The organism is Bradyrhizobium sp. AUGA SZCCT0158 (genome assembly GCF_018130065.1).
In the GTDB taxonomy this organism is placed as follows: domain Bacteria; phylum Pseudomonadota; class Alphaproteobacteria; order Rhizobiales; family Xanthobacteraceae; genus Bradyrhizobium.
The window spans coordinates 119700-139313 of sequence record NZ_JAFCME010000003.1; the positions used below are offsets into that span (position 1 = coordinate 119700).

At 59.3% G+C, this 19614-nt stretch carries 13 protein-coding genes; 4 read left to right on the plus strand and 9 right to left on the minus strand.

The window, feature by feature from the left end; all coding sequences use genetic code 11:
• Nucleotides 1-45 precede the first annotated feature (45 nt).
• Entirely contained in the window at nt 46-1461 is a 1416-nt protein-coding gene (locus JQ574_RS05370; RefSeq protein WP_212213673.1) for a hypothetical protein, read from the plus strand.
• Nucleotides 1462-1465: 4 nt separating this feature from the next.
• Here JQ574_RS05370 and JQ574_RS05375 read toward each other — a convergent pair whose 3' ends face one another.
• Together JQ574_RS05375 and JQ574_RS05380 are read right to left on the minus strand one after the other, a co-directional pair.
• Nucleotides 1466-2710 (minus strand): glycosyltransferase family 4 protein, encoded by a 1245-nt coding sequence (locus JQ574_RS05375; protein ID WP_212213675.1) that lies wholly within the window; start codon nt 2708-2710, stop codon nt 1466-1468.
• 233 nt (nt 2711-2943) lie between these two features.
• Nucleotides 2944-4077 (minus strand): glycosyl hydrolase 53 family protein, encoded by a 1134-nt coding sequence (locus tag JQ574_RS05380; RefSeq protein ID WP_249119127.1) that lies wholly within the window; start codon nt 4075-4077, stop codon nt 2944-2946.
• A 627-nt stretch (nt 4078-4704) separates the two neighbouring features.
• Here JQ574_RS05380 and JQ574_RS05385 point away from each other — a divergent pair.
• Nucleotides 4705-9072, plus strand: a complete 4368-nt coding sequence (locus JQ574_RS05385; protein ID WP_212213678.1) for an RHS repeat protein — start codon at nt 4705-4707, stop codon at nt 9070-9072.
• A 172-nt stretch (nt 9073-9244) separates the two neighbouring features.
• On the opposite strand, the gene JQ574_RS05390 is transcribed toward JQ574_RS05385, so the two are convergent.
• The 7 genes from JQ574_RS05390 to JQ574_RS05420 all read right to left on the minus strand — a co-directional run bounded on the left by JQ574_RS05390 (nt 9245) and on the right by JQ574_RS05420 (nt 17008).
• The gene (locus JQ574_RS05390) at nt 9245-9979 is read right to left on the minus strand and encodes a methyltransferase domain-containing protein (RefSeq protein ID WP_212213681.1); all 735 of its coding nucleotides are present in this window, start codon (nt 9977-9979) and stop codon (nt 9245-9247) included.
• Nucleotides 9980-10117: 138 nt separating this feature from the next.
• Nucleotides 10118-10687, minus strand: coding sequence for a serine O-acetyltransferase (locus JQ574_RS05395; RefSeq protein ID WP_249119128.1), 570 nt, complete (start codon nt 10685-10687; stop codon nt 10118-10120).
• 12 nt (nt 10688-10699) lie between these two features.
• Nucleotides 10700-12154: a lipopolysaccharide biosynthesis protein gene (locus JQ574_RS05400; protein WP_212383371.1), complete on the minus strand. Its 1455-nt coding sequence runs from the start codon at nt 12152-12154 to the stop codon at nt 10700-10702.
• 121 nt (nt 12155-12275) lie between these two features.
• Complete coding sequence (locus JQ574_RS05405; protein ID WP_212213687.1) at nt 12276-13316, minus strand: acyltransferase; 1041 nt, start codon at nt 13314-13316, stop codon at nt 12276-12278.
• The gene (locus tag JQ574_RS05410) at nt 13313-14455 is read right to left on the minus strand and encodes an acyltransferase family protein (protein ID WP_409363439.1); all 1143 of its coding nucleotides are present in this window, start codon (nt 14453-14455) and stop codon (nt 13313-13315) included. The genes JQ574_RS05405 and JQ574_RS05410 overlap by 4 nt, the downstream gene beginning before the upstream one ends.
• A 10-nt stretch (nt 14456-14465) precedes the next feature.
• On the minus strand, nt 14466-15821 hold the full coding sequence (locus JQ574_RS05415) for a hypothetical protein (protein ID WP_212213693.1): 1356 nt from the start codon (nt 15819-15821) through the stop codon (nt 14466-14468).
• Entirely contained in the window at nt 15818-17008 is a 1191-nt protein-coding gene (locus JQ574_RS05420; protein WP_212213695.1) for an acyltransferase, read from the minus strand. Before JQ574_RS05420 ends, JQ574_RS05415 begins: the two co-directional genes overlap by 4 nt.
• A gap of 554 nt (nt 17009-17562) precedes the next feature.
• On the opposite strand from JQ574_RS05420, the gene JQ574_RS05425 reads away from it, so the two are divergent.
• Both JQ574_RS05425 and JQ574_RS05430 read left to right on the plus strand, forming a co-directional pair.
• Complete coding sequence (locus JQ574_RS05425) at nt 17563-18828, plus strand: O-antigen ligase family protein (RefSeq protein WP_249119130.1); 1266 nt, start codon at nt 17563-17565, stop codon at nt 18826-18828.
• A 38-nt stretch (nt 18829-18866) separates the two neighbouring features.
• Complete coding sequence (locus JQ574_RS05430; protein ID WP_212213698.1) at nt 18867-19505, plus strand: hypothetical protein; 639 nt, start codon at nt 18867-18869, stop codon at nt 19503-19505.
• Nucleotides 19506-19614 lie beyond the last annotated feature (109 nt).

A 19614-nucleotide genomic window follows, 5' to 3' on the forward strand; every position in this document is an offset into this window, starting at 1 on the left:
CCCGGCTCGATGCCTGGGCTGGCCGCCAATTCGTGCCGGCCTGCGATGATCCGCCTCCTCGCGTTCGGCGGCTATGTTTTCCAGAGTGCGGCCGCCATCGCGCTCATTTTTGCCGTCAGCCATCTCCTGCCGCCCGCCAGCTATACTTCGTTTTCGCTCGCTTTGGCGTCAAGCCAGCTGCTGTGCGTATTCATGTTCGAATGGCTGCAACTTGCCGGCGTTCGTTTTCTCGCGGCGGCGGAGGGTGAGGACGCCGCGAGATTGCGGTCCTCGTTGTTCGCCGCGGGATTGTTGAGCGCCGCGGTGCTGGTTTCAGTCGGTAGTGCCGCCTCACTGATCGGCACTCTCGCGCCCCGCGTCGTCGCGCTTGGCTTGGCAATCGCGGTTCTGCAGGGACTCACCGACATGTATTTCATGGCGATCCGCGTGTCGGATCGGCTTGGTACCGCGGCGCTCCTCCTGATCCTGCGAGCCGGCCTCCTGCTTGTCGGCGCCGTTGCCGGCGCGAGCATCTATGCAACGGCGGAAGCCACTCTCCTTGGCATCGTATGCGGGCATGCGACATCCCTGGTCGCCGGCCTGTTTGCGCATCGCACGCCGCTGCGACGGGTACCCTGTCGTATCATGTTGGCGGACTGGATGGATTTCTCCCGCTACGGAATGCTGGCCGCCGGCGCCTCGGTGATCCATCTCTCCGTTCCGGTGATGATCCGTTTCATCGTTGTGAGCAGCTTGGGACCAGCAGCCCCCACAGCGACCGCAGCCTTTTTGATGGCGATCGATTTGCTGCAGCGGCCATTCTCGGTTCTCGTGGCCGCGATACACACGGTGAGTTATCCTGACGTGGTCGTCCAGTTTGAGCGCGGCACGGACGATGAGGCGCGGCGCGCGACGTCCCGGCTGCTCGACTTCATTCTATGCGCGACAACCGTCATGTTGGGCGGCCTGATCGGCTTTCTGCCGGATGCCAGCCGGCTGTTCGTTCCGGCCGATCTCCTGTCGAGTTTCCTGGCGGTGGCGCCGGCAGCCACCGTGTTTTACTTTCTTCATACCCATCTGCAGGCCACGCTTGCGGTGATCCCGCACTTAAGGAAATCCGCCACCAGGCTTGTGGTGGTCGCTGGCTGCCAACTGGCGCTGGTGTCGGTTGTTGCATCGATTGCAGCGGTGCTGCGCTTGTCTACAGCCGCTCAGGTTGCGAGCGCAGCCGTTGCGACCGCAATCGTCATATTGTGCGGCAGCGGCCCGATCATCCGTTTCGGCGTGGTTCCGAGATGGCTGCTGCTGGGCGTATCGATCGTTGCAGCCACCCTGATTGGAGCTTTCGCTGCAGTCCCTTCCGAACCCCTACTCTGGCTGGCCGGCAAAATTGTCATCTCGGCCATAGCCGTCGCGCTGGTCGCCTGGCAGGGCGAGTTTCTGTCGGCCAGACACGCGGACCAACGTCCGGGCAAAGACTGATCCATCACGTCAGAGCGTAATCTTCCCGACCCTTCTCGGCTCGTTGCGGCTGCGCCGGAACTAATCCGTAGATCTGCAGGGTTTGATCGACCATCGGACCGACACCGAAATACTGCTGGGCTCGTGCGATGCAATTATTTGCCATCGCCTGCCGCCGGGCGGGATCAGCCAGCTTTTCGATCGCCTGGGCCAGCGCATCCACGTCCTCGAACGGAACGACGAAACCGGTTTGTCCGTTGATGATCTGATCCGAGGCGCCGCCGGCCGGCGTCCGGACCGGGACCAGTCCTGTCGCCATCGCCTCGGCAACGCCTAATGGAAACCCTTCAAAGCGGCTGGGAAGCACAAACACGTCGGCGGCCCATAGCGCCTCGCGAACGTCGCCCATGAAACCCAGAAACTTGAACGTCTGATTGTCCTTTTCATCGCCCGCATAGGCGAACGATTTGATCTCCTTCTCGCGGTCGGCGCCGCCGCTCCCGACAAAGAAGCACTTCAAATCGAGCGGAGGGGGATCGCCGCGGTCGCGTAGCTTTCGCGCCGCCTTGATCAGCAGATCGTGTCCCTTGACCCATGCCAGACGGGCCGCGAGCAGGCACATGAAGTCGCCTTCTTCCAGACCGAATCTTTTCCGAGCCTGCAGCCGCTCAAAAGCCGAAGGCGGACAGAAATGTTGGGTGTCAACGCCGCCATAGACTTTTGCAATTCCATCCTTCCGAAGCAAAAGATATCGGCTCAGGTGCTGGCGCGATTCTTCGGACATCAGGATCAGCTTGTGGGGAAAGAAGGCGTTGAAGAACAGTATCTGCTTCAGACTGAACTGTGACTTCGGCGCGTTCTGGGCATTGGCGATATTGCCGAGAACGGACGGGTGATAGGTCGCAACGCAGCGCGCTCCCGTCAGGAGCGACAGCAGCTTGCCCCATAACAGCATGCCGAGGCCGTGGACGTTGATGACCGTAATCTTTCGCTCCCTGATCAACTTCAGCAGCCGAAAGAATATCGCCGGCGACGGCAGCTTGCTCAGTCCGGGAATCTCGTGCCATTCCCTGACGGCCGCGCTCAGCTTTTTGCGCTTGTATTCAGACTTCTCGTCCGAGCGCACTTCGCCGGAAACCAGATAGATCTGCACGCCACGGCCTTGCAGGCCGGTCGCAAGCGTCTCGCAATACGAAGCAATGCCATCGTTGCAATTCACCACTTCAACCAGAAACAGGACATTGGCGCTGCCGGAAGCGACCTCGGTCATCGATTTATCTCTCTACTCGATCTCGTGAAACATAAGGCAGGGTTTAGCTTGGAAATCCGTCCCGATCGATGACGGATCTCCGTCGCCCGCCCGGTTTTTCTCCGATTTTCAGATTTTCTGATTATTCTCTGATTGGATTAATCTGTGATCGGATTATCAGGGTGCAAGATGCGGGCCGGGCGCACCGTCAATTCCCACCCGGGGATCGGCGTCACACGTCGGCCGGCCGCTCCTCATAGCCCTCTCTTTTCCAGTTCGGCGGCCTCTTCAGGAGAGAGAGGAGCCCCCGCAAAGCGGGAAACAAGGTACATCGCGATCTTTGGCGTCTTTAGATCGTACATCAGGCCGAACCGGTTTTCAGGCGGGGCTTTTGAGGGTTCATCGAGCAGTTCATAGATGCTGATACTCTCGACGACGACATCCTTTTGGTCCCGGAGCGCGGTGAGCGTGTCGTTCAGGCTCTTCAGGCAACGCTCCGTCATATGGTCGCCGGGCTTGTTGCCATAATCCGGTTTGTAGATCTCGCCGCAATTGATCTCATTGAATATGACAGGCCGCCGATAGGTGGCCAGTTTCTTGAACAGGTTGAAGCGCGGATTGCGGCCATTCCAGGCTCTGTTGGGATTCTCTCCCAGCACTTCGTAATAATGGTAGGAAATCACATCAAACCCGACCCCGCGCGCGGCCATGAAGTCCAGGAAGCCGAACATCGTCGATGTCGTATTCAGAACCTTGCGCAAATGAAGTCCGTTTTCCTTGTTGATCTTGTCGATCGCGTCTGACGCGCCGCGCAGGACGGCCGCCCAATCTTCCATGATCGGCTTTTCAAACTCTTCCGCCGTGCCGCCGCTGCCGAACAATCTCTTGCCATCAGGACCGTGCGCGACGAGGTTCAACTCGTTCTCCAGTTCCCAGTCCTTGATATCGTGCTTGAACTGGTTGACGAAATCGTAGGTCCGGTTGAAGCCCTGGCGATACAGCGCCTCACGGTCGCCCTTCGGATAGGTGCCCGCATCCGTGCGATCTCCCCACCGGAAGGCGAAGCCGAACACGGGATGCAGCGTTATCCCGTGGGCCTTGCCCTGTGCGATCGCCCGCCTCAACATCGGGGCTTCGGTCGGTTCGGTGTCCTTGGTAAGATTCACACCTATCCTGAATTGCGTCAGGCCGCGCTCTTTCATGACCTTAAAGGCAGGCCCCAGATTCGCCCTGATGGCGGATGGCCCGTTGGTGCCCCACTCCAGGGCGTTAGCTGGCAACGAACTGATCGCGGCCGCAACCAGGACGAGGAGCGGAAGACCCAATTTCTGCGCGATGATCGCCGCGGCCGTCCGCTCAAACCCAGTCGCCTTCACAACGCTCATCATAATCACCTTCTGTGACGCCTTGGCTTTTCGAAACAAAAGCAAGGACCATGCGAAACCCGATCCACGCATGCCGTTGCTGCAATTTGCCGCGGTAAGGCGCTTTGCTTTAGCGCGCCGCAAAAGTCGGGTCCAGTCCGGGAACCGAATACAAATGCGGCCGGCCATTGACATTAAACGACCCATTTAATCCGATCGTTTGACCACAACGCGCCAAAACCGTGCCCTTTCAGCGCCGTGAGGAACATCCGCGGCAAATTCCCCGATCCGCCGGATGCGACGTGAAAAACCAACCTCCGATTAACCGTCGCGGACAAACCCGTATTATTTCGATCTCGACCGCTCACGACGTGCATGATTGCCTGCTTGGCAAGCAGCCAAGCTTTCCAAGTAGGCAACGCAAGGCAGCCGCCGCCTTCAGTCCGTCATCATGAGAACAGACCAAGCTGCAATATCCAAGCTTGCCGATTCTGGCTCCCATTCCAGACGTCGCGCAAACAAACCGCCGGGAAATCCTTAGCAATGAAAAATCCCCTTGTTGCTTCCACTTTTATCCAAATCAAATACTCAAAAAAGAAAACTGGCAGCTAAATCTCGCACAACTCTTCCCTTCCAACAGCCGGGCAATCGATGACCACATCCGCCGACCAGACCGTCCTCTCCGCAAGTTCCTTCGTGAGTTCCATCGGCGTCAACACGCATGTGGGGTATTCCTGGGGCTCGTATGACAATCTCGCTTTGCTGCAGGACAGCCTCGAATATCTCGGTGTCACAAAACTGCGCGACGGGCTTACCAACATTCCGGAGGCGCAACCTGTCCTGAATGGACTGGCTGCGGACGGCTACAAATTCGATCTGGTTGTCCCGTCCGGCGTGCCCGCCGGCGGCAGCGCCGCGCTGCAGCAGTATCTGGCCACGGTGGAACAGTTCAGCACAGCTCATGCGGGTAGCGTTATTGCGCTGGAGGGCCTGAACGAGGCCAATCTTCAGGCATTCAGCTACAACGGCAGTTCCACGATCGAAGCCGCGGCCCAGTTCCAGGCGGCCTATTTTGCCGCCGTGAACGGCAATGCCGCTCTCGCCAACATCGCCGTCTACAATCTCTCGCTGGGTTACAATGACCTGGCGGACTACGCCAAGCTGGGCGACCTGTCGGGCGCTTCCGACTTTGCGAACTCGCACGCCTATGTCAGCACGAGCTCGACGCCCCACGCGGCGCTCCAGTTATTGCTGGCCAACGCCAAATCCGTATCGTCGGGCAACCCGGCCGTCATCACCGAGACCGGCTATACGACCCAGACCGATACCCCCTACATCGGCGCCAGCGAAAACGTGCAGGCCAAGTCGATCCTCAACACCCTGGTCGACGCCTTCAAGGGCGGCGTCGGCACGACATATCTCTACCAACTGCTCGACGCAGGTGCGAGCGGCGTCAGCAACGATCCGGAGATGAATTTCGGCCTGTTCAACAGCGATGGGACGCCGAAGCTGGCTGCTACTGCGGTCCACAATCTCACGACCATCCTGAGCGACGACGGCACCGGTGGCCATCAACCAACCGCGCAGCTGGGCTACTCGCTCAGCAACATGCCCGATACGGGCAACAGCATGGTCCTCGGCAAGAGCAACGGCGCCTACGAACTCGTGATCTGGGCCGAGCCGAAGGTCTGGAACGACGCCACCGACACGGAAATCTCCAACCCTTCTCAACCTGTCACCGTCAATCTCGGAGGCGTGCACCATTCGGTCAGCGTCTACGATCCGCTGAGCGGCTCAACCCCGATCGCGACCTATACCGACGTCAGCCAGATCACCGTCCCCCTCAGCGATCATCCCTTGATCATCGAGATCGACGCGCCGGCGCCTGCGCCCGAAGAGCCGCTGCCGACCAATGTCAGCGGGACGGCCGCGGAAATCGCGTTGCAATTGTCTGACTTGAACACCAACGAATCGCTCGCGACGATTACCTTGACGGATACTCACGTGCTTCCGGTCGCGTCCGAATCGACGATGAAATATATGATCTCGCATTATGGCAATGCGCTTTCGGCCATCCAGGGCGGCTATTCGTTTTCGGTTACGACCTCCACCAGCGCCTGGAGCGTAACCAAGCTCTTCGATTCTTCCGCAAACCTGCAGTCCACCAGCACGTCCAACTTTACCGGCGGAATGATCACCAGCAAATCGACGATTTTTGCAGACGGATCAACCGACAGCACCCTCTATACCGCGGGCGTGGCCACGCAGCAGGTCACCGTCGATGCGGCGACCGGTTCCAGGGAAACCAAGAAGTTCGATGCCGTCAACGGCAAGCTGACCGCCGAGCTGGTGCAGAACACGGATGGCTCATCCTCGAACACGCTGTATTCGGCCGGCGTCAAGACCAAGATGTACGTCACCAACGCCGACGGCAGCCATGACAACAGCTATTACAATGTCACCGGTCAGAACTATACCACCCAGACCCAGCACTACAGCCCGACCGGACAACTGACCTCGGATAGCCGCTGGCACGCCGACGGCTCGCTCGCCTACACCCAGACAATCGCGGGCGACGGCAGCAGCAAATTGACGACGCTGTATGACGCCACAGGCCACAAGACCACGGTCATCGCCTGGAATTCCGCCGCCACCACGACCGGCAAGTACGACGTGTCCGGCAATCTGGTGCAGGAAGTCGTCCGCACGGTCACCGGCGATGTGACGACATCCAACTACAACGGGTCGGTGCTGTCTTCGGTCTATGTCGCCAGTTCCAACGGCACGAAGGAAGCAAAGATCTACGACAGCGCCGGTCGCCTCACCAGCGATCTGATCCAGAAAACCGATGGCTCATCCTCGAACACGCTGTACTCGGCCAACGTCAAGACCAAGATGTACGTCACCAACGCCGACGGCAGCCAGGACAACTCCTATTACAACATCACCGGCAAGTCCTATACCACCCAGAAACAGCACTACGATTCAAAGGGCGTATTGACCGCTGATACCCGCTGGCACGCCGACGGAACGCTTGACTACACCAAGGTGATCAGCAGCGACGGCAGCAGCAAGGTGACGACGCTGTATGACGCGGCCGGCCACAAGGCCACCGTGACGAGCTGGACTCCGACTGCCACCACGATCGAAAAATACAATTCATCCGGCAATCTGGTCCAGGAGGTCGTCCAGACCACGACCGGCAACGTCACGACCTCCAACTATAACGGCTCGGTGCTGGCGTCGGTCTATATCGCCAATGCCGACGGCTCGAAGGAAGCGAAGCTTTACGACAGCGCGGGTCGCCTCTCCAGCGATCTGGTTCAGAACAAGGACGGCTCGTCCTCGAACACGCTGTTTTCGGCCGGCGTCAAGACCAAGGTGTATGTCAGCAACGCCGACGGCAGCCAGGACAACACCTACTTCAATATCGCCGGCCAGAGCTATACCAGCCGGACCCAGCACTACGATTCAAAGGGCGTCATGACCGCAGAAACGCGGTGGCATGCCGACGGCTCGCTCGACTACCACCAGGTCGTCAGCAGCGACGGCAGCAGCAAGGTGACGGCGCTGTATGATTCGACCGGTCACAAGACCACCGTGATCCGCTGGAATCCGACCGCCACCAAGACCGAGAAATACGATACGTCGGGCAATCTGATCCAGGACGTCGTGAAGAACGCGAGCGGCGTAACGACCTCAAACTATAACGGGTCGGAGCTGTCCTCGGTCTATATCGTCGGTGCCAACGGCTCGAAGGAAGCGAAGATTTACGACAGCGCTGGCCGGATCGCCAGCGACCTGGTCCAGAACAAGGATGGCTCGTCTTCGAACACGCTGTTTTCGGAGGGCGTCAAGACCAAGATGTATGTCACCAACGCCGACGGCAGCAACGACAACACCTACTACAACATCACCGGCCAGGCCTACACCACCCGGTCCCAGCACTACGATGCCGCCGGCAAGATGACGGCGGATACCCGCTGGCACGCCGACGGCACACTCGAATATCGCCAGGTCATCAGCGGCGACGGCACCAAGGTGACGGACCTCTACGACAGCACCGGTCACAAGCTAACCGAGATCACCCACCACACGGACGGTTCCACGGTGACCGATAGTTACAACGCATCGACCGGTGCGCTGGTTCAGGACGTCGTCAAGACGGCCGGGGGTGACGTCACCACCACGAATTATTCCGGCGGCGTCATCGCCTCGATCTACGTCGCCAACGCGGACGGCTTCAAGGAAAGCAAGCTGTTCGACTCGGCCGGAAACATGACCAGCGATTACGTTCAGAACACGGATGGCTCATCCTCGAACACGCTGTACTCGTCAGGCGTCAAGATGAAGATGTATGTCAGCAACGCCGATGGCAGCGATGACAACTACTACTACAACATCACCGGCCAGACCTACACGACCCAGATCCAGCATATCGACGCCGCGGGCAAGATCACCTCTGACACGCGCCTGCACGCCGACGGATCTCTGGATTACAAGCAGGTCATCCACTCCGATGGCAGTAAGGTAACCGATCTGTACGACAGCGCCGGGACCAAGACCCAGGAAATCGTCAACAACGCCGACGGTACCAAGGACGTCTACAAATATGCCGTCACCGACAACCCGGGCGCGACCCTGCACGAAAGCTATGCCGCCGGCGGCACGCTGCTGCAGCTCGATCTTCTGAAGAGCAACGGAGCCCACACCGTCACGGCTGTCAGCGCCGGTCAGTCGATACAGGGCGGAAACGGAAACGACTTGTTCTCAGCCGCCCCGGGATCGACGACGATCGTCTTCGACCATGGCAATGACCAGATCAACAGCTTCCAGGCCGGCGCCGCGGCCAACCATGATACGATCAAGATCGCAGCATCGCTGGTCGCCGACTACAGCCACCTTCAGTTTACGCAATCCGGAGCCGACACGCTGATCCACCTGTCAGCCACGGATTCGATCACGCTGAAGAACGTTTACGCGACGAACCTCGATCACAGCAACTTCCTGTTCGTCTGAGGCGGGCGATGCGCTCTCACGCGAGCGCATCGGCTTTCTCAGGGCAGGAATCGCGGCGGACCGAGCGGACAAGCCCCGGCCAACGGGGCAAGTCTTCATCGCTGGAGGTTTTAGGGCTCAAGGCTTCCTGGTTGGTTCCCAAAACCTCGACGTACCGGATCGCCGGACCGGGTTACGCCCGGCCGGGCGTCACCGAGCCGGTGAAGATGATGTCCTCGGCAAGCAGAGGCAAACGCCGCAGCAGCATCGTCTTCATCATGCCGGCCCGCTTGAACGTTGCCATCTGGATCTCCTCCGGAGAAAATCCAGCATCCAGGGCAATTTTTGCGATCGTGTAAGGCGTAAAGAAGAAGCGATGGTCGGAATTGATCGTTTCGGTGTTGTTCAGGATTCCCTTGATGTTACCGCCCCTGAACGCGTTCGGCACGGTAATGACGATTTTCTCGACGACATCACCATAGTTCTCTCTAAATCGACCGAGAAAAGACACCGGGTTCGGTATGTGCTCAACCACCTCACCGAACAGGGCAATATCGAACTTCCGGCCGGAGATCTGGTCAATCTTCTGGCCGGACGTCACATCGCCGGACACCATGTTGTCGAGTCCGGAAATCCGGCTCGCCTCCCGCACCGCGTCCGCATCGATATCGACACCGACCGTATACTCGGAGCACTCCGTGATCAGACCATGGAGCCAATCCCGGTGATCGATCTTCTTCTTGATGAGAGGAACGTGGTCGCAGCATCCGACATGAAGAACCCGCTTTCCGCGGCACATGTCGATCAATACGTCACTTCGGTACCTGACACCCGTCTTGCCGCTGTAAGTCACGGCCATGTTCTCGTTGAACTTCGTACCTGCAAGATATGGAAAAATGCCCGTAAAGTCGGTCATGATGGACGACATTCTGATCTCCTCGTCGACTAACCCCCAATGAACGATCGTCGATCAACGCCACAACTGCGATTTTAACAAGGCCGTCACGCCAGGGCGGGCTGACGATCTGCGACGAAAGCGAAAGTGATCTCCTGGCCGGAGCGACGGCTAGGACGACGACGATGCGGAACGCATCGACTTGGCCGGAATCCCCGCGACCACTGCTTTCGGCAAAACATCCCGATTGACCACCGAGTTTGCTGCTATCGTTGCACCTTCACCAATCTTGATGGGTCCTATGATGACAGCACCGGCATAGACGACGACACCGTCTCCAATGCGCGGGCAGCCCGGCTGGTTCCAGGCACGTCGACCGAGTGTCACGTTATGATAAAGCATAACCGCACTCCCGACATGCGAGCCCTCCCCAACCACAAGCCCGGTAGGGTGTGGAAGCTTGAGTCCCGGGCCGATTTCCGCGAGCAACGAGATATAGCAGCCGCGTCGCGCGAGGGAACGCACGATCAGCCAGGCGATACCGTGCCCCCAACGCGTGTTGAAGCGCAGCCATTTGGCAGCACGCCACCAGGTGATCACCGTAAAGCCGGGATCGGTTATCAAGGCAACCGCGGCAGCAACTACGCCGGAATTCCCGGTGTTCGCCAGCAAATCCGCCCGCCACGCGGCCTGGGGAGGCTCGCGCCTCACCATCTCATCTGTTTCGACATGTGCGTTCATATCAAGGATCTCTCACGTCGCCGAGGGAACGTCTAACGGTTGTGCTTCAATTGATCGGCCGAGCAACGATCGCACGCTGCCGCGAATCTGATGCCTGAATGCGACGTAACAGGACAGCACGACCACCAGATATAGACTGGTTGCAAGCAGCCAATGCTTCATGCTTGACACATCGGCCGACGTCGCCGCGAGAGCCACGACGGTCCCGGCCAAGGTCGCGATGCTCGCTGGGAGCAGGGATTTGACGATCGACATGAAAGGCAGCCCGGTATTTCGGCTGCCAACCACCAGCATGAACGTGCACACGATGATCGCCGTGACAAGATACACGATAGCAACGGCCTTGAGACCGAATGGCAGCGCCACCACGAAAGACAGGATCATGGCGATGCTGTTGGCGCTGCTGATCCAGAACTGCAGACGGGCTTTCCCGCGCGCGAGCAGAATCGGGCCGGCATAGGCAGCAATGGATTGCGCGGCCCCCGCCGGGGCAAGCGCGCTAACCAGCGGCAATACGTCCTGCCAATGCGGCGAAAGGAATGTCGTCACCGGGTAGTAGAGCCCAAACGTCAGATAGATCATCGCGGGGAAGGTAATCATCGCCGTCACACTCAGCATCGCGCAGATCGCCGCGTTCTGCTCTGCGTGCCGCCCGTTACCGGACATGCGGCTCAGCGTCGCCATCAAGACACCGCCGCCTGGCCACGAAAGGATCATCAACGGAAAGATCATGAACTGAAAGGCCAGGCCAAAGAGCCCTACCGCGGCCGCGCCCAGCTTCGCACCAATCAGCAGATTGCCGATGTTGCGCGCGGCGAAATTGAGAATGTTCGAGGCCAGTATCCAGCTCCCGAAGGAGAGCATCGAACCAACACCACGCCATCGGAAGTTGAGCCTGATCTGATGCCGCGTAATCGCGTAGAAAGCGATCGCGCGAATGATCTGCATCAGGACGTAATATGAAATCAGCGCCCAGATCCCCCAGCCCAGAACGGCTCCGAGGACGCCCACGGACGCGGCGGTGATTGACGCGCCGGCCTCCACCATCGCCACGGTCTGGTAACGCAACGCGCGCTCGAGCACCGCACGCGGTCCGAGCGCCGCTATGGAAAGGACGACGGAGACGGACAGCGCGGTCAGCACGCCCGACAGGCCATCCATCTTCACGGCCCCGGCCAGCGGCCCCGCTACAACCGCCAGCACCACAGCACAGCCGATGCCGATCGCCAGCATCATGGTCACGGCCGCTCCGGTCTCCTCATGCGAGAGCGAGCCTCGCTGTATCATCGCGCTCGACAAGCCAAGATCGGTGAGAAGGGCTATGAAGGCGACAAACGGCAGCGAGAAGGCGACCAGACCGAACTCGGCCGGGGTGACGAAATAGGTCATCAGCAGCGTCATCAGAAACTGGACGACCGATTTCACGATGTTCACGCCGGACATCGAGAGCAGATTTTTCAGGATCATGACGTCATCCGTACGTTGTTCGTGCAGCCGACACAGAAAACGCGCCGGCACAGGCAAAGGTCCGCTCCACGTCTGGCGAACGAGGCCGTGATCGTCGGGGATGAAGGTTCGAAATCCGACATCATGCCTCGACCCGCTTGGGTACACGACCGATCGTTCTGAAAAACGTCAGCAATGGCCTCTCGACCAGCAAGTAGAATACTACGCCTACCGCCACACCCCCCGTTGCAACCATCACGAACAGCAGTTCGTTCGGAATACCCAGCGCTTTCAGCTTGGTCGCGACTTTGGCGAAACCCGAAAGCGCCGGAAAATGAACGAGGTAGATCGAATAGGACGCCTCGCCGAGGAATATGAGAACACGTGGTAATCGCAGCGCCGTCTTCGTCTCGAGTACGACCCCGCCCAAAATCATCAGCATCGCGCCGACGCCGTAGCACCAGGTGGAGATCGCGTTCTTCAAGAGGGCGCCGTAGGCAACGGCTATCCATGTGCCGCCGAAAAGGACGACCCCAAGCGTCAAGCAGAGCTTCGGGGACACAATGTCCCGGCGATTGAACAGCCAGTACGCCAGAATCCCCAAGCCAAAGAGCACATGAGCGGGATGGAAAACAAATGCGAGCGGATAGGCCGGGAACAATACGGGTTGCACGAAAGACATCGCCAGCCAAACCGCCCCCGCGATCCAGCCGATCATGGGGTTCCAGATCGCTACCGCAAAGATGGCATAGAAGATCATCTCGTGGCGCAGCGTCCAGACCACGTCGATAATCGGCTCGTGCTCTATCGGCAACAACAGGAAGGACGAGAATAGGTCATAAAAGCTCAGATCTGCCTTCATCAGAAGCACGAGCGGAACGACACAGATCAGAGCGACCCAAAGCGCCGGATATATTCTTTGGACGCGACGCCAGACGAAGCGGAGGGCATTGTCGCGATCGCCAAAGTCATTGGCATGCGCCAGGAATATGACAAAGCCGCTCAAGACAAAGAAGTACATGACGCCGGAATCTCCGGCGTTGAAAATCGGGAATACGTTCTCACCGAGGTATTTGGGCTGGGCGAGCGTCCTGGTCGTGTGATGACCCACCACGGCGAGCGCCGCGAAGGCGCGTCCCAGCTGCAAGGTGTCCAGACTGCGTCTTGAGGCCAGTTCCATCATGCCAGATGCCCCGCTCCATCAGGCGTCCGAAACAGCCGACGTCGAAACGCCGCGTCCAGAAAACGCCGAAGACGCACCTCGAAAAGTTCGTAACTTATCCCTCCGGCGATAAGTGACAGGACGAAGCCCAGAACCGCAAAGGCAGCAGAGAGCAGCCACAGATCCACGCCGCGTCCGGCAAGATTCGCTCCGATCATTTGCAGTGGGAAAAGGGCGAAGGGATGCACCAGATAAAGGCTGTAGCTGATCTTGCCGAGATATTGCAGCGATGGCGCGCTCAACGCCGCCGCAACACCGGAGTTTTGCGCCAACACCATTCCGAACAGCAGAAGGCCAGGTATGAGGCCGACAAACGGGTGCAGATACTCGATCGATAGATACATCGCGATGCCGCATACCGCACCGGCCAGCAACCCGGTCCACCCGCGCAGCCGGATCGGCATATCGACGGCGCTGAACAGCAGCCCAACCAGGAAATACGCGGCAATCGGCCGAAACCATATGCCTGCCAGAGCCAGAGCAATCAGCGGCAGCGCCAGCATCCAGTTTCTCCGCCGAGCCACCGCTACGAAAATCGCGGCGAACAGAATGTAGAACGCCCACTCATAGCTCAGCGTCCAGGCGTTCTGCTGGCCGATCGGAAGCCCCAGGGCATCGGGCAAGAACGCAAGGTTGACGAAGAACAACTGGACGTAAGTTCCAACATCAATCCCCTTGAAGAACTTGTAGCCGACGATCGGGCCGATGGTGAACAGCGTCAGATGCAGGATGACGAAGACGGGAAGGATGCGAAGACAACGATCATAGAAGAATTTGGCAACGCTGCGGTGGCGCACCAGGCTGGCCGGAATCAGGAAGCCGCTGATCATGAAGAACAGTTCGACGCCATGTCCGCCCATATTGATGGTCGATCCCAGCCACGGCCAGATCGGCGCCATGAAACCCGCCAGCAGCGGCATGTCGTAGAGATGCACGATCAGGACACTCAGCGCAGCGATGCCGCGCAGTCCCTGGACGGCCGGAAGGAAATCCTGTTTTGGAGCGTTCACCTCTGCTTCCTCCCGCACTGAGAAGGAGGCAGGGCAGAGCCAAGCGCCGGCGCGTGCGAAAAAGGCACTATCAGCGCCGGTGAGTGCCACGAGTTTTTCATCATGCCGGCCGCGATGCCAGACCATCGATGCCAGGCGCTATCGGTGTAGAACTCGCGAGATCCTGATCGAGCGCGCGTCGCTTGGCGAACATCTGGCTAAACGCGGCGCCAATCATGATCAATCCGCTGGCGGGTCCATAGGCCAGCACCGTGATGGTAAAGAGGTTCATTGCGATCGTGCCGGACAGTTTGTAGATATCCCTGGTCTTCGAGACCGCGGCGATCGCGAAAACCATGAACAGGACGAAAATCGGGCCGAACATCAGATACGTGCCGATATAGAAATTATCGACCGGCACATAGTAGCTGAGCTTGTTCGAAAACAGCTGCTGCGGATAGTTGAAACAGCCGAGGCCGCAACCGGTCACGAATCCCACGGGCATGAGCTCTTGCATATACACAAACGGCAGCTGCCAGCTGTTATTGACGCGATCCTGAAGGCTGAAGAATCCCCGGGAGATGCTGGTGAGGCCGTCGCCCGCGAAGAAGACCATCAACACGACGGGAACCAGGATCGATGCAAAGGAGAGCAGCGCCATCCGGCGCAGCATGGGAAATCTCTCGCGTTCCGGAAGCATTCGAATGATAACCAGGCACACCAGGTACATTATCATCACGCCCAGCGTGGTCTTGCTGGTCGTGAGCTTGATGGCGTAGAGGCCCACCGGTGCCCAGATGCAGACCCACAGCATACTCTTGCGAGCCGACGTAAACACGAAAGTAATGAACACGAAAAAGGCCGCCATGGTGCTGTCGGCGGCGAACCCCGCCAGTCGCGTCTCCGACGCGGCCCACCAAAGTCTGGTCGCCTGGCGCGTTGCTCCCAACGTTTCGTAAGCAAAACCAACCCACGGAAACTGCACGCGCGATGAAATGAAGATGCCGATAATGGTAATGAAGAAGATCGGGTGGATCAGGGCAAGAAGCTGCTTGTACTGGCTGAAATCGCGCCTGCAAAAGCAGAACCCCACGAACACGGGCGCGATCATCTTGAACGACGACGCCATGCCGGCGAAGTAGCCCAGAAAGACAAATCCGACGTACAACGCGAAGGCGATGTACAGCAGCGTGAGGACAGCGATCAGGCTTTTGCCCTTGATGATGTAGCGCTGGATAAAGGCCAGAATGCACATCAGCGCAAAGATGTCCGGCAGAAACCACAGCACGTCCAGCTTGGTGAGACTGAGATAGTAGCGCAGGGCGCCGGCAAAGGCGTCGCGATAGAAATAGAGAAGCAGTGCAATCGCCTCGACGTTCCAGATGCCGATCTCCGGCAACTGGTTGTTTAGAGGCAACGGCTCCGGAGCTTTGAAATCCGGTGCTGTGAGGGATGACGACGACGAGCGGTTCGTCATTGCCCCCCTCCTTCGGCCGTCGCGACAACGCGAGGCCGGCGGGCCAGGAGTCCGACGATGGCCTTTGAACCGGGGATCTCGATATTGGCATAGGTCAGGTTCGACAGCGCAAGAACGGCCACAACGTACCCCGACAGCAGCAGCGTTGCAGCTAATCCCGAACCGAACTGATCAATCATCGGGAAGGTCCGCATGCCAACGCCGCGCGAAAAATACTCGATCAGTACGAGCACGAGCGCGTGCACCATGTAGATCGAATAGGATCGCTTGCCGAGCCACACCAGCGGCTTGACCGACAGCAGGCTCGGCAGCCTGCGTCCGGGGAACGCCATCAGCGACCCGAGCAGGACGGCGAATATAACCGGCGCGAGAAAGCTCAGCATCGGCTGCATTCCGACCACGCAGACAATGGCGATGGCCGCGATCGCGGCCCCGATCTGCCACACCGACTGCACGGCCGGGCGCACGGCGGAAGGCACCGACGCCACCGCTCTGAGCGTCAGCACCCCGAGGAAGAAACTCAGTATGCAGCGCGCGATGCCATAGGTGTGAAAGTCCAAGGCATATTGTCGAAGAACCAGCAGGATGAAGGCCCAGCTGGCCACCGACAGAAACAGCGACAACACATAGATAATGCGAACGTCCCGGAATTTTTGCGCCAGGACCACGACGCCGCCGAACACGAGATAGGTATAGAACTCGGCACTGATGCTCCAGCTAGGCCCGTTCCAGCTCAAATAATCAACGAATCCGATCGCGTGCAGCAGGAGTACATTCAGGAAGAACGAATAGCCGTTGTTGACCGCCATCTCGGGCGGCGCGAAATGAATCAGACCGGTGCCCACAAGGCCGAGCTTCATCATTCGAAACGACAGGAATGCGAGCAACGTGACGATGTGGAGCGGATAGATGCGGGCGAGCCGGCGCACGATGTACTCGCGAAACTCGAATGTACCGAAGCCGCCTTGCACGTAACTCATCGAAATCACGATGCCGCTCAGAACGAAGAACAGATCAACGAACAGCCAGGCGTTATGGAAAAACGCAAAGTCGATCCAGGCCCTGTTCGGCAGGATTGCGGCAAGCGGTTGAGAAATAACAAAATGATGGACCACGACGCAAAGCGCGGCGATGCCGCGAACGCTGTCGAGCGGGACATAGTGTTCTTTGGAGCGATGGCCCGTCACGATCGAATTATGTCCGAATTGTTGCGATGCAGCATAGTGCCCGTCTTCCGTTTTCCGTTCAACCCGAACATTAAAAACCGGCAAAGAAAACCCGGCGCCGCATGGCTGATCCGCAAATAAATACTCTCGCCAGAAAGCGGCCGCATTTTTAATCGTCCTGCCCGTTTAATCGTCTCGCGTGACAGACCCAAAATAAATACGCCCCGAAAAGCACCGCATTTTCAATCGGCCTTGTCAGCATAGATGCCGCCGCGAAGGCAGCGCCTTTTAGACCGTCGTGAAGCCTTGCATCGCTGGCTCTTTGGAAGGCAGATCGATAAATTCGGGAACCTGGGACCAGCCCGGTAGGCCGCCGCCGTTTACCGCGCCCAAGTTCCAGTCAGTTCAGGAATGGGGTTTGGCATCTGCCGTCGCATAAGGGATCAATCAGGAAAATTCTGGGCGGTGCGTCCAATCTTGTCGCGATAGCTGTTTTCGTCCTGGCGCCATTTCCGCTTGGATCGGCGGATTTCGTCTGGATCTGGGTCTGGATCGTCCTGCTCGCGCTCAGTCTGTTGACGGCGGATCTGCAAGCCATCGGCCGCGCGGATTTTCGCCTGTTGCTGCCGCTGTTCATGACGATGATGCTGATCGGCGCCATCGTCACGCTGCAAACATGGCCGGGTCCGCTGGTGGGACGGACGAATCCCGTCTGGAAGCTTCCGCTCGATCTCCTCGGCGCCGATGTCCCTGCTCGCATTTCGATGACCGCGGCCGGTCCGTGGCTCGCATTCGGCTCCCCGCTGCTCGCGTCGCTTGCGTTCGTGCGTGCCTTTCTTCTTGCAGCCGATGCGCCCGCGGCTCAACGGCTTCTCCGGATATTGGCGTGGGCTGGTTTTCTCTACGCGTGTTACGGCATCCTGGCGCAGCTTGCCGACCCGAATACGTTGTTATTCAGGCGAAAGGAGGCCTATCTCGGCTTCGCCACCGGCACGTTCGTCAATCGCAACACCGCCGCGACATTCTGGGGCAGCTGCGCCTTGCTCTTCCTGGTGCCCCTGTTGCGCTCGCTGCATCGCGGAGACCGGCGCGCTGCCCCGCCGTCAGATCGGCCGCTCGCGTTGCTCGGGCACTATCTCGCCACACCAGCGGCTCTCGCTGTCGGATTTACCGTCTGTACGCTGGCGACGGCGATGACGGGATCGCGCGCAGGGCTGTTGCTGTCGATCTGCGCGTTTCTGCTGGCCGGCACGCTTTATCTGTGGCCGCTTGAGCTCGGTACTTTTCGAAGATGGGCGCTGCTGGCGGGAGCCGCAGTCGTTGCCGTCCTGGTTCTTCAGCTGATCGGCGGCGCGGTGGCAGGGCGGATTCTCACCTATGGCCTGATCGACGATCAGCGGCTGGCGGCCTACCGCGCCGCGATCGCAATCGTCGGCGACCATCCGCTGTTCGGCGTCGGATTGGGCAATTTCGAGGCGGCTTTTGCCGCCTACCGGCCCGCCGAATTGGGCAGCCTCGGGATTTGGGATCGCGCCCACAGCACGCCGCTGCAACTCGCGGTCGAAATTGGCTTGCCGGCGACCATCCCGATCGTGGCGACCGTGCTTTGGTACGTTTACCAATTGTTCCGGGGCAGCTTGCTGCGGCGGCGCGATCGCTACATCCCCGTTATCGGAGCCAGCGTCGCCGTGCTGGGGCTGCTTCACAGCAGCATCGATTTTTCGCTGCAGATAGCCGGTTACGGCGTTTTCTTCGCCGCGATCACCGGGGCCGCGCTGGCGCAGTGCCTGCCGTCATCATTGCGAAAAAACGGTGGCGGAGCTGTGGCGAGTGAATTATGATTTAATTTAAATCGGCTGTTTTTAATTGCGATTGGGCAATGACAATGCGTTTGGTGGGTTTTTGTCTCGTGATGCTCGTGGCTGGCGGATCGGCCCCGGTTGCCGCGGCACCGGCCAGCGGCGGATGCGTGCCGAACTCCTCGCTGGTGTCGGCAGAGCGCGCGACATCCTTTCTGGAGAACCCGGAAGCGCTCCTGGGCCAGTTCAAGGACGGTCAGGGCGGCCTCGCATCGCAAGTCCGCGACATGCTGATGACCCGGCCCGAGACGCTTGAAGGCATCGCATCGCTTTCCAAGGCCAGCTCCGCCGATCAAAGCCGTGCGATCGGCGCCGGTCTCGGCACCGCCGCCGCCGTGTGCGTGCTGACGCAACCGGCCTTTGCCCAGCAAATCCAGGAAGTGGTCCTGAAGGCCGAGAATCCCCCGCTGATTCAAGCCTTCGTCAGCATCACGGGGGATATTCCGACCGAGGCGATCACCGGAGCAGATCCGAACGGCGACACCACCGCCGGCGGTGGACAGGGCACCACATCGACGCCGTCGCCGGGCGCCGTGTCGAGCAACAGCAGCACGACTTTCGGCGGCGGCGCTGGCGCGAGCACCAGTACAACGACGCTTTTCACGACAGCCGCGGCCGGAACGCCGTCCGTCCTGACGCCGGTCAGTCCGACCAATTGAGCCCCGTGGAACGCCCTGGTGGAACGCCTGGATTGATCGCGAATTAACCAATATCGATCAGGCAGATAACGTCATCTGCGGTTGGATTCAATTTTAACTATCGGCGGAA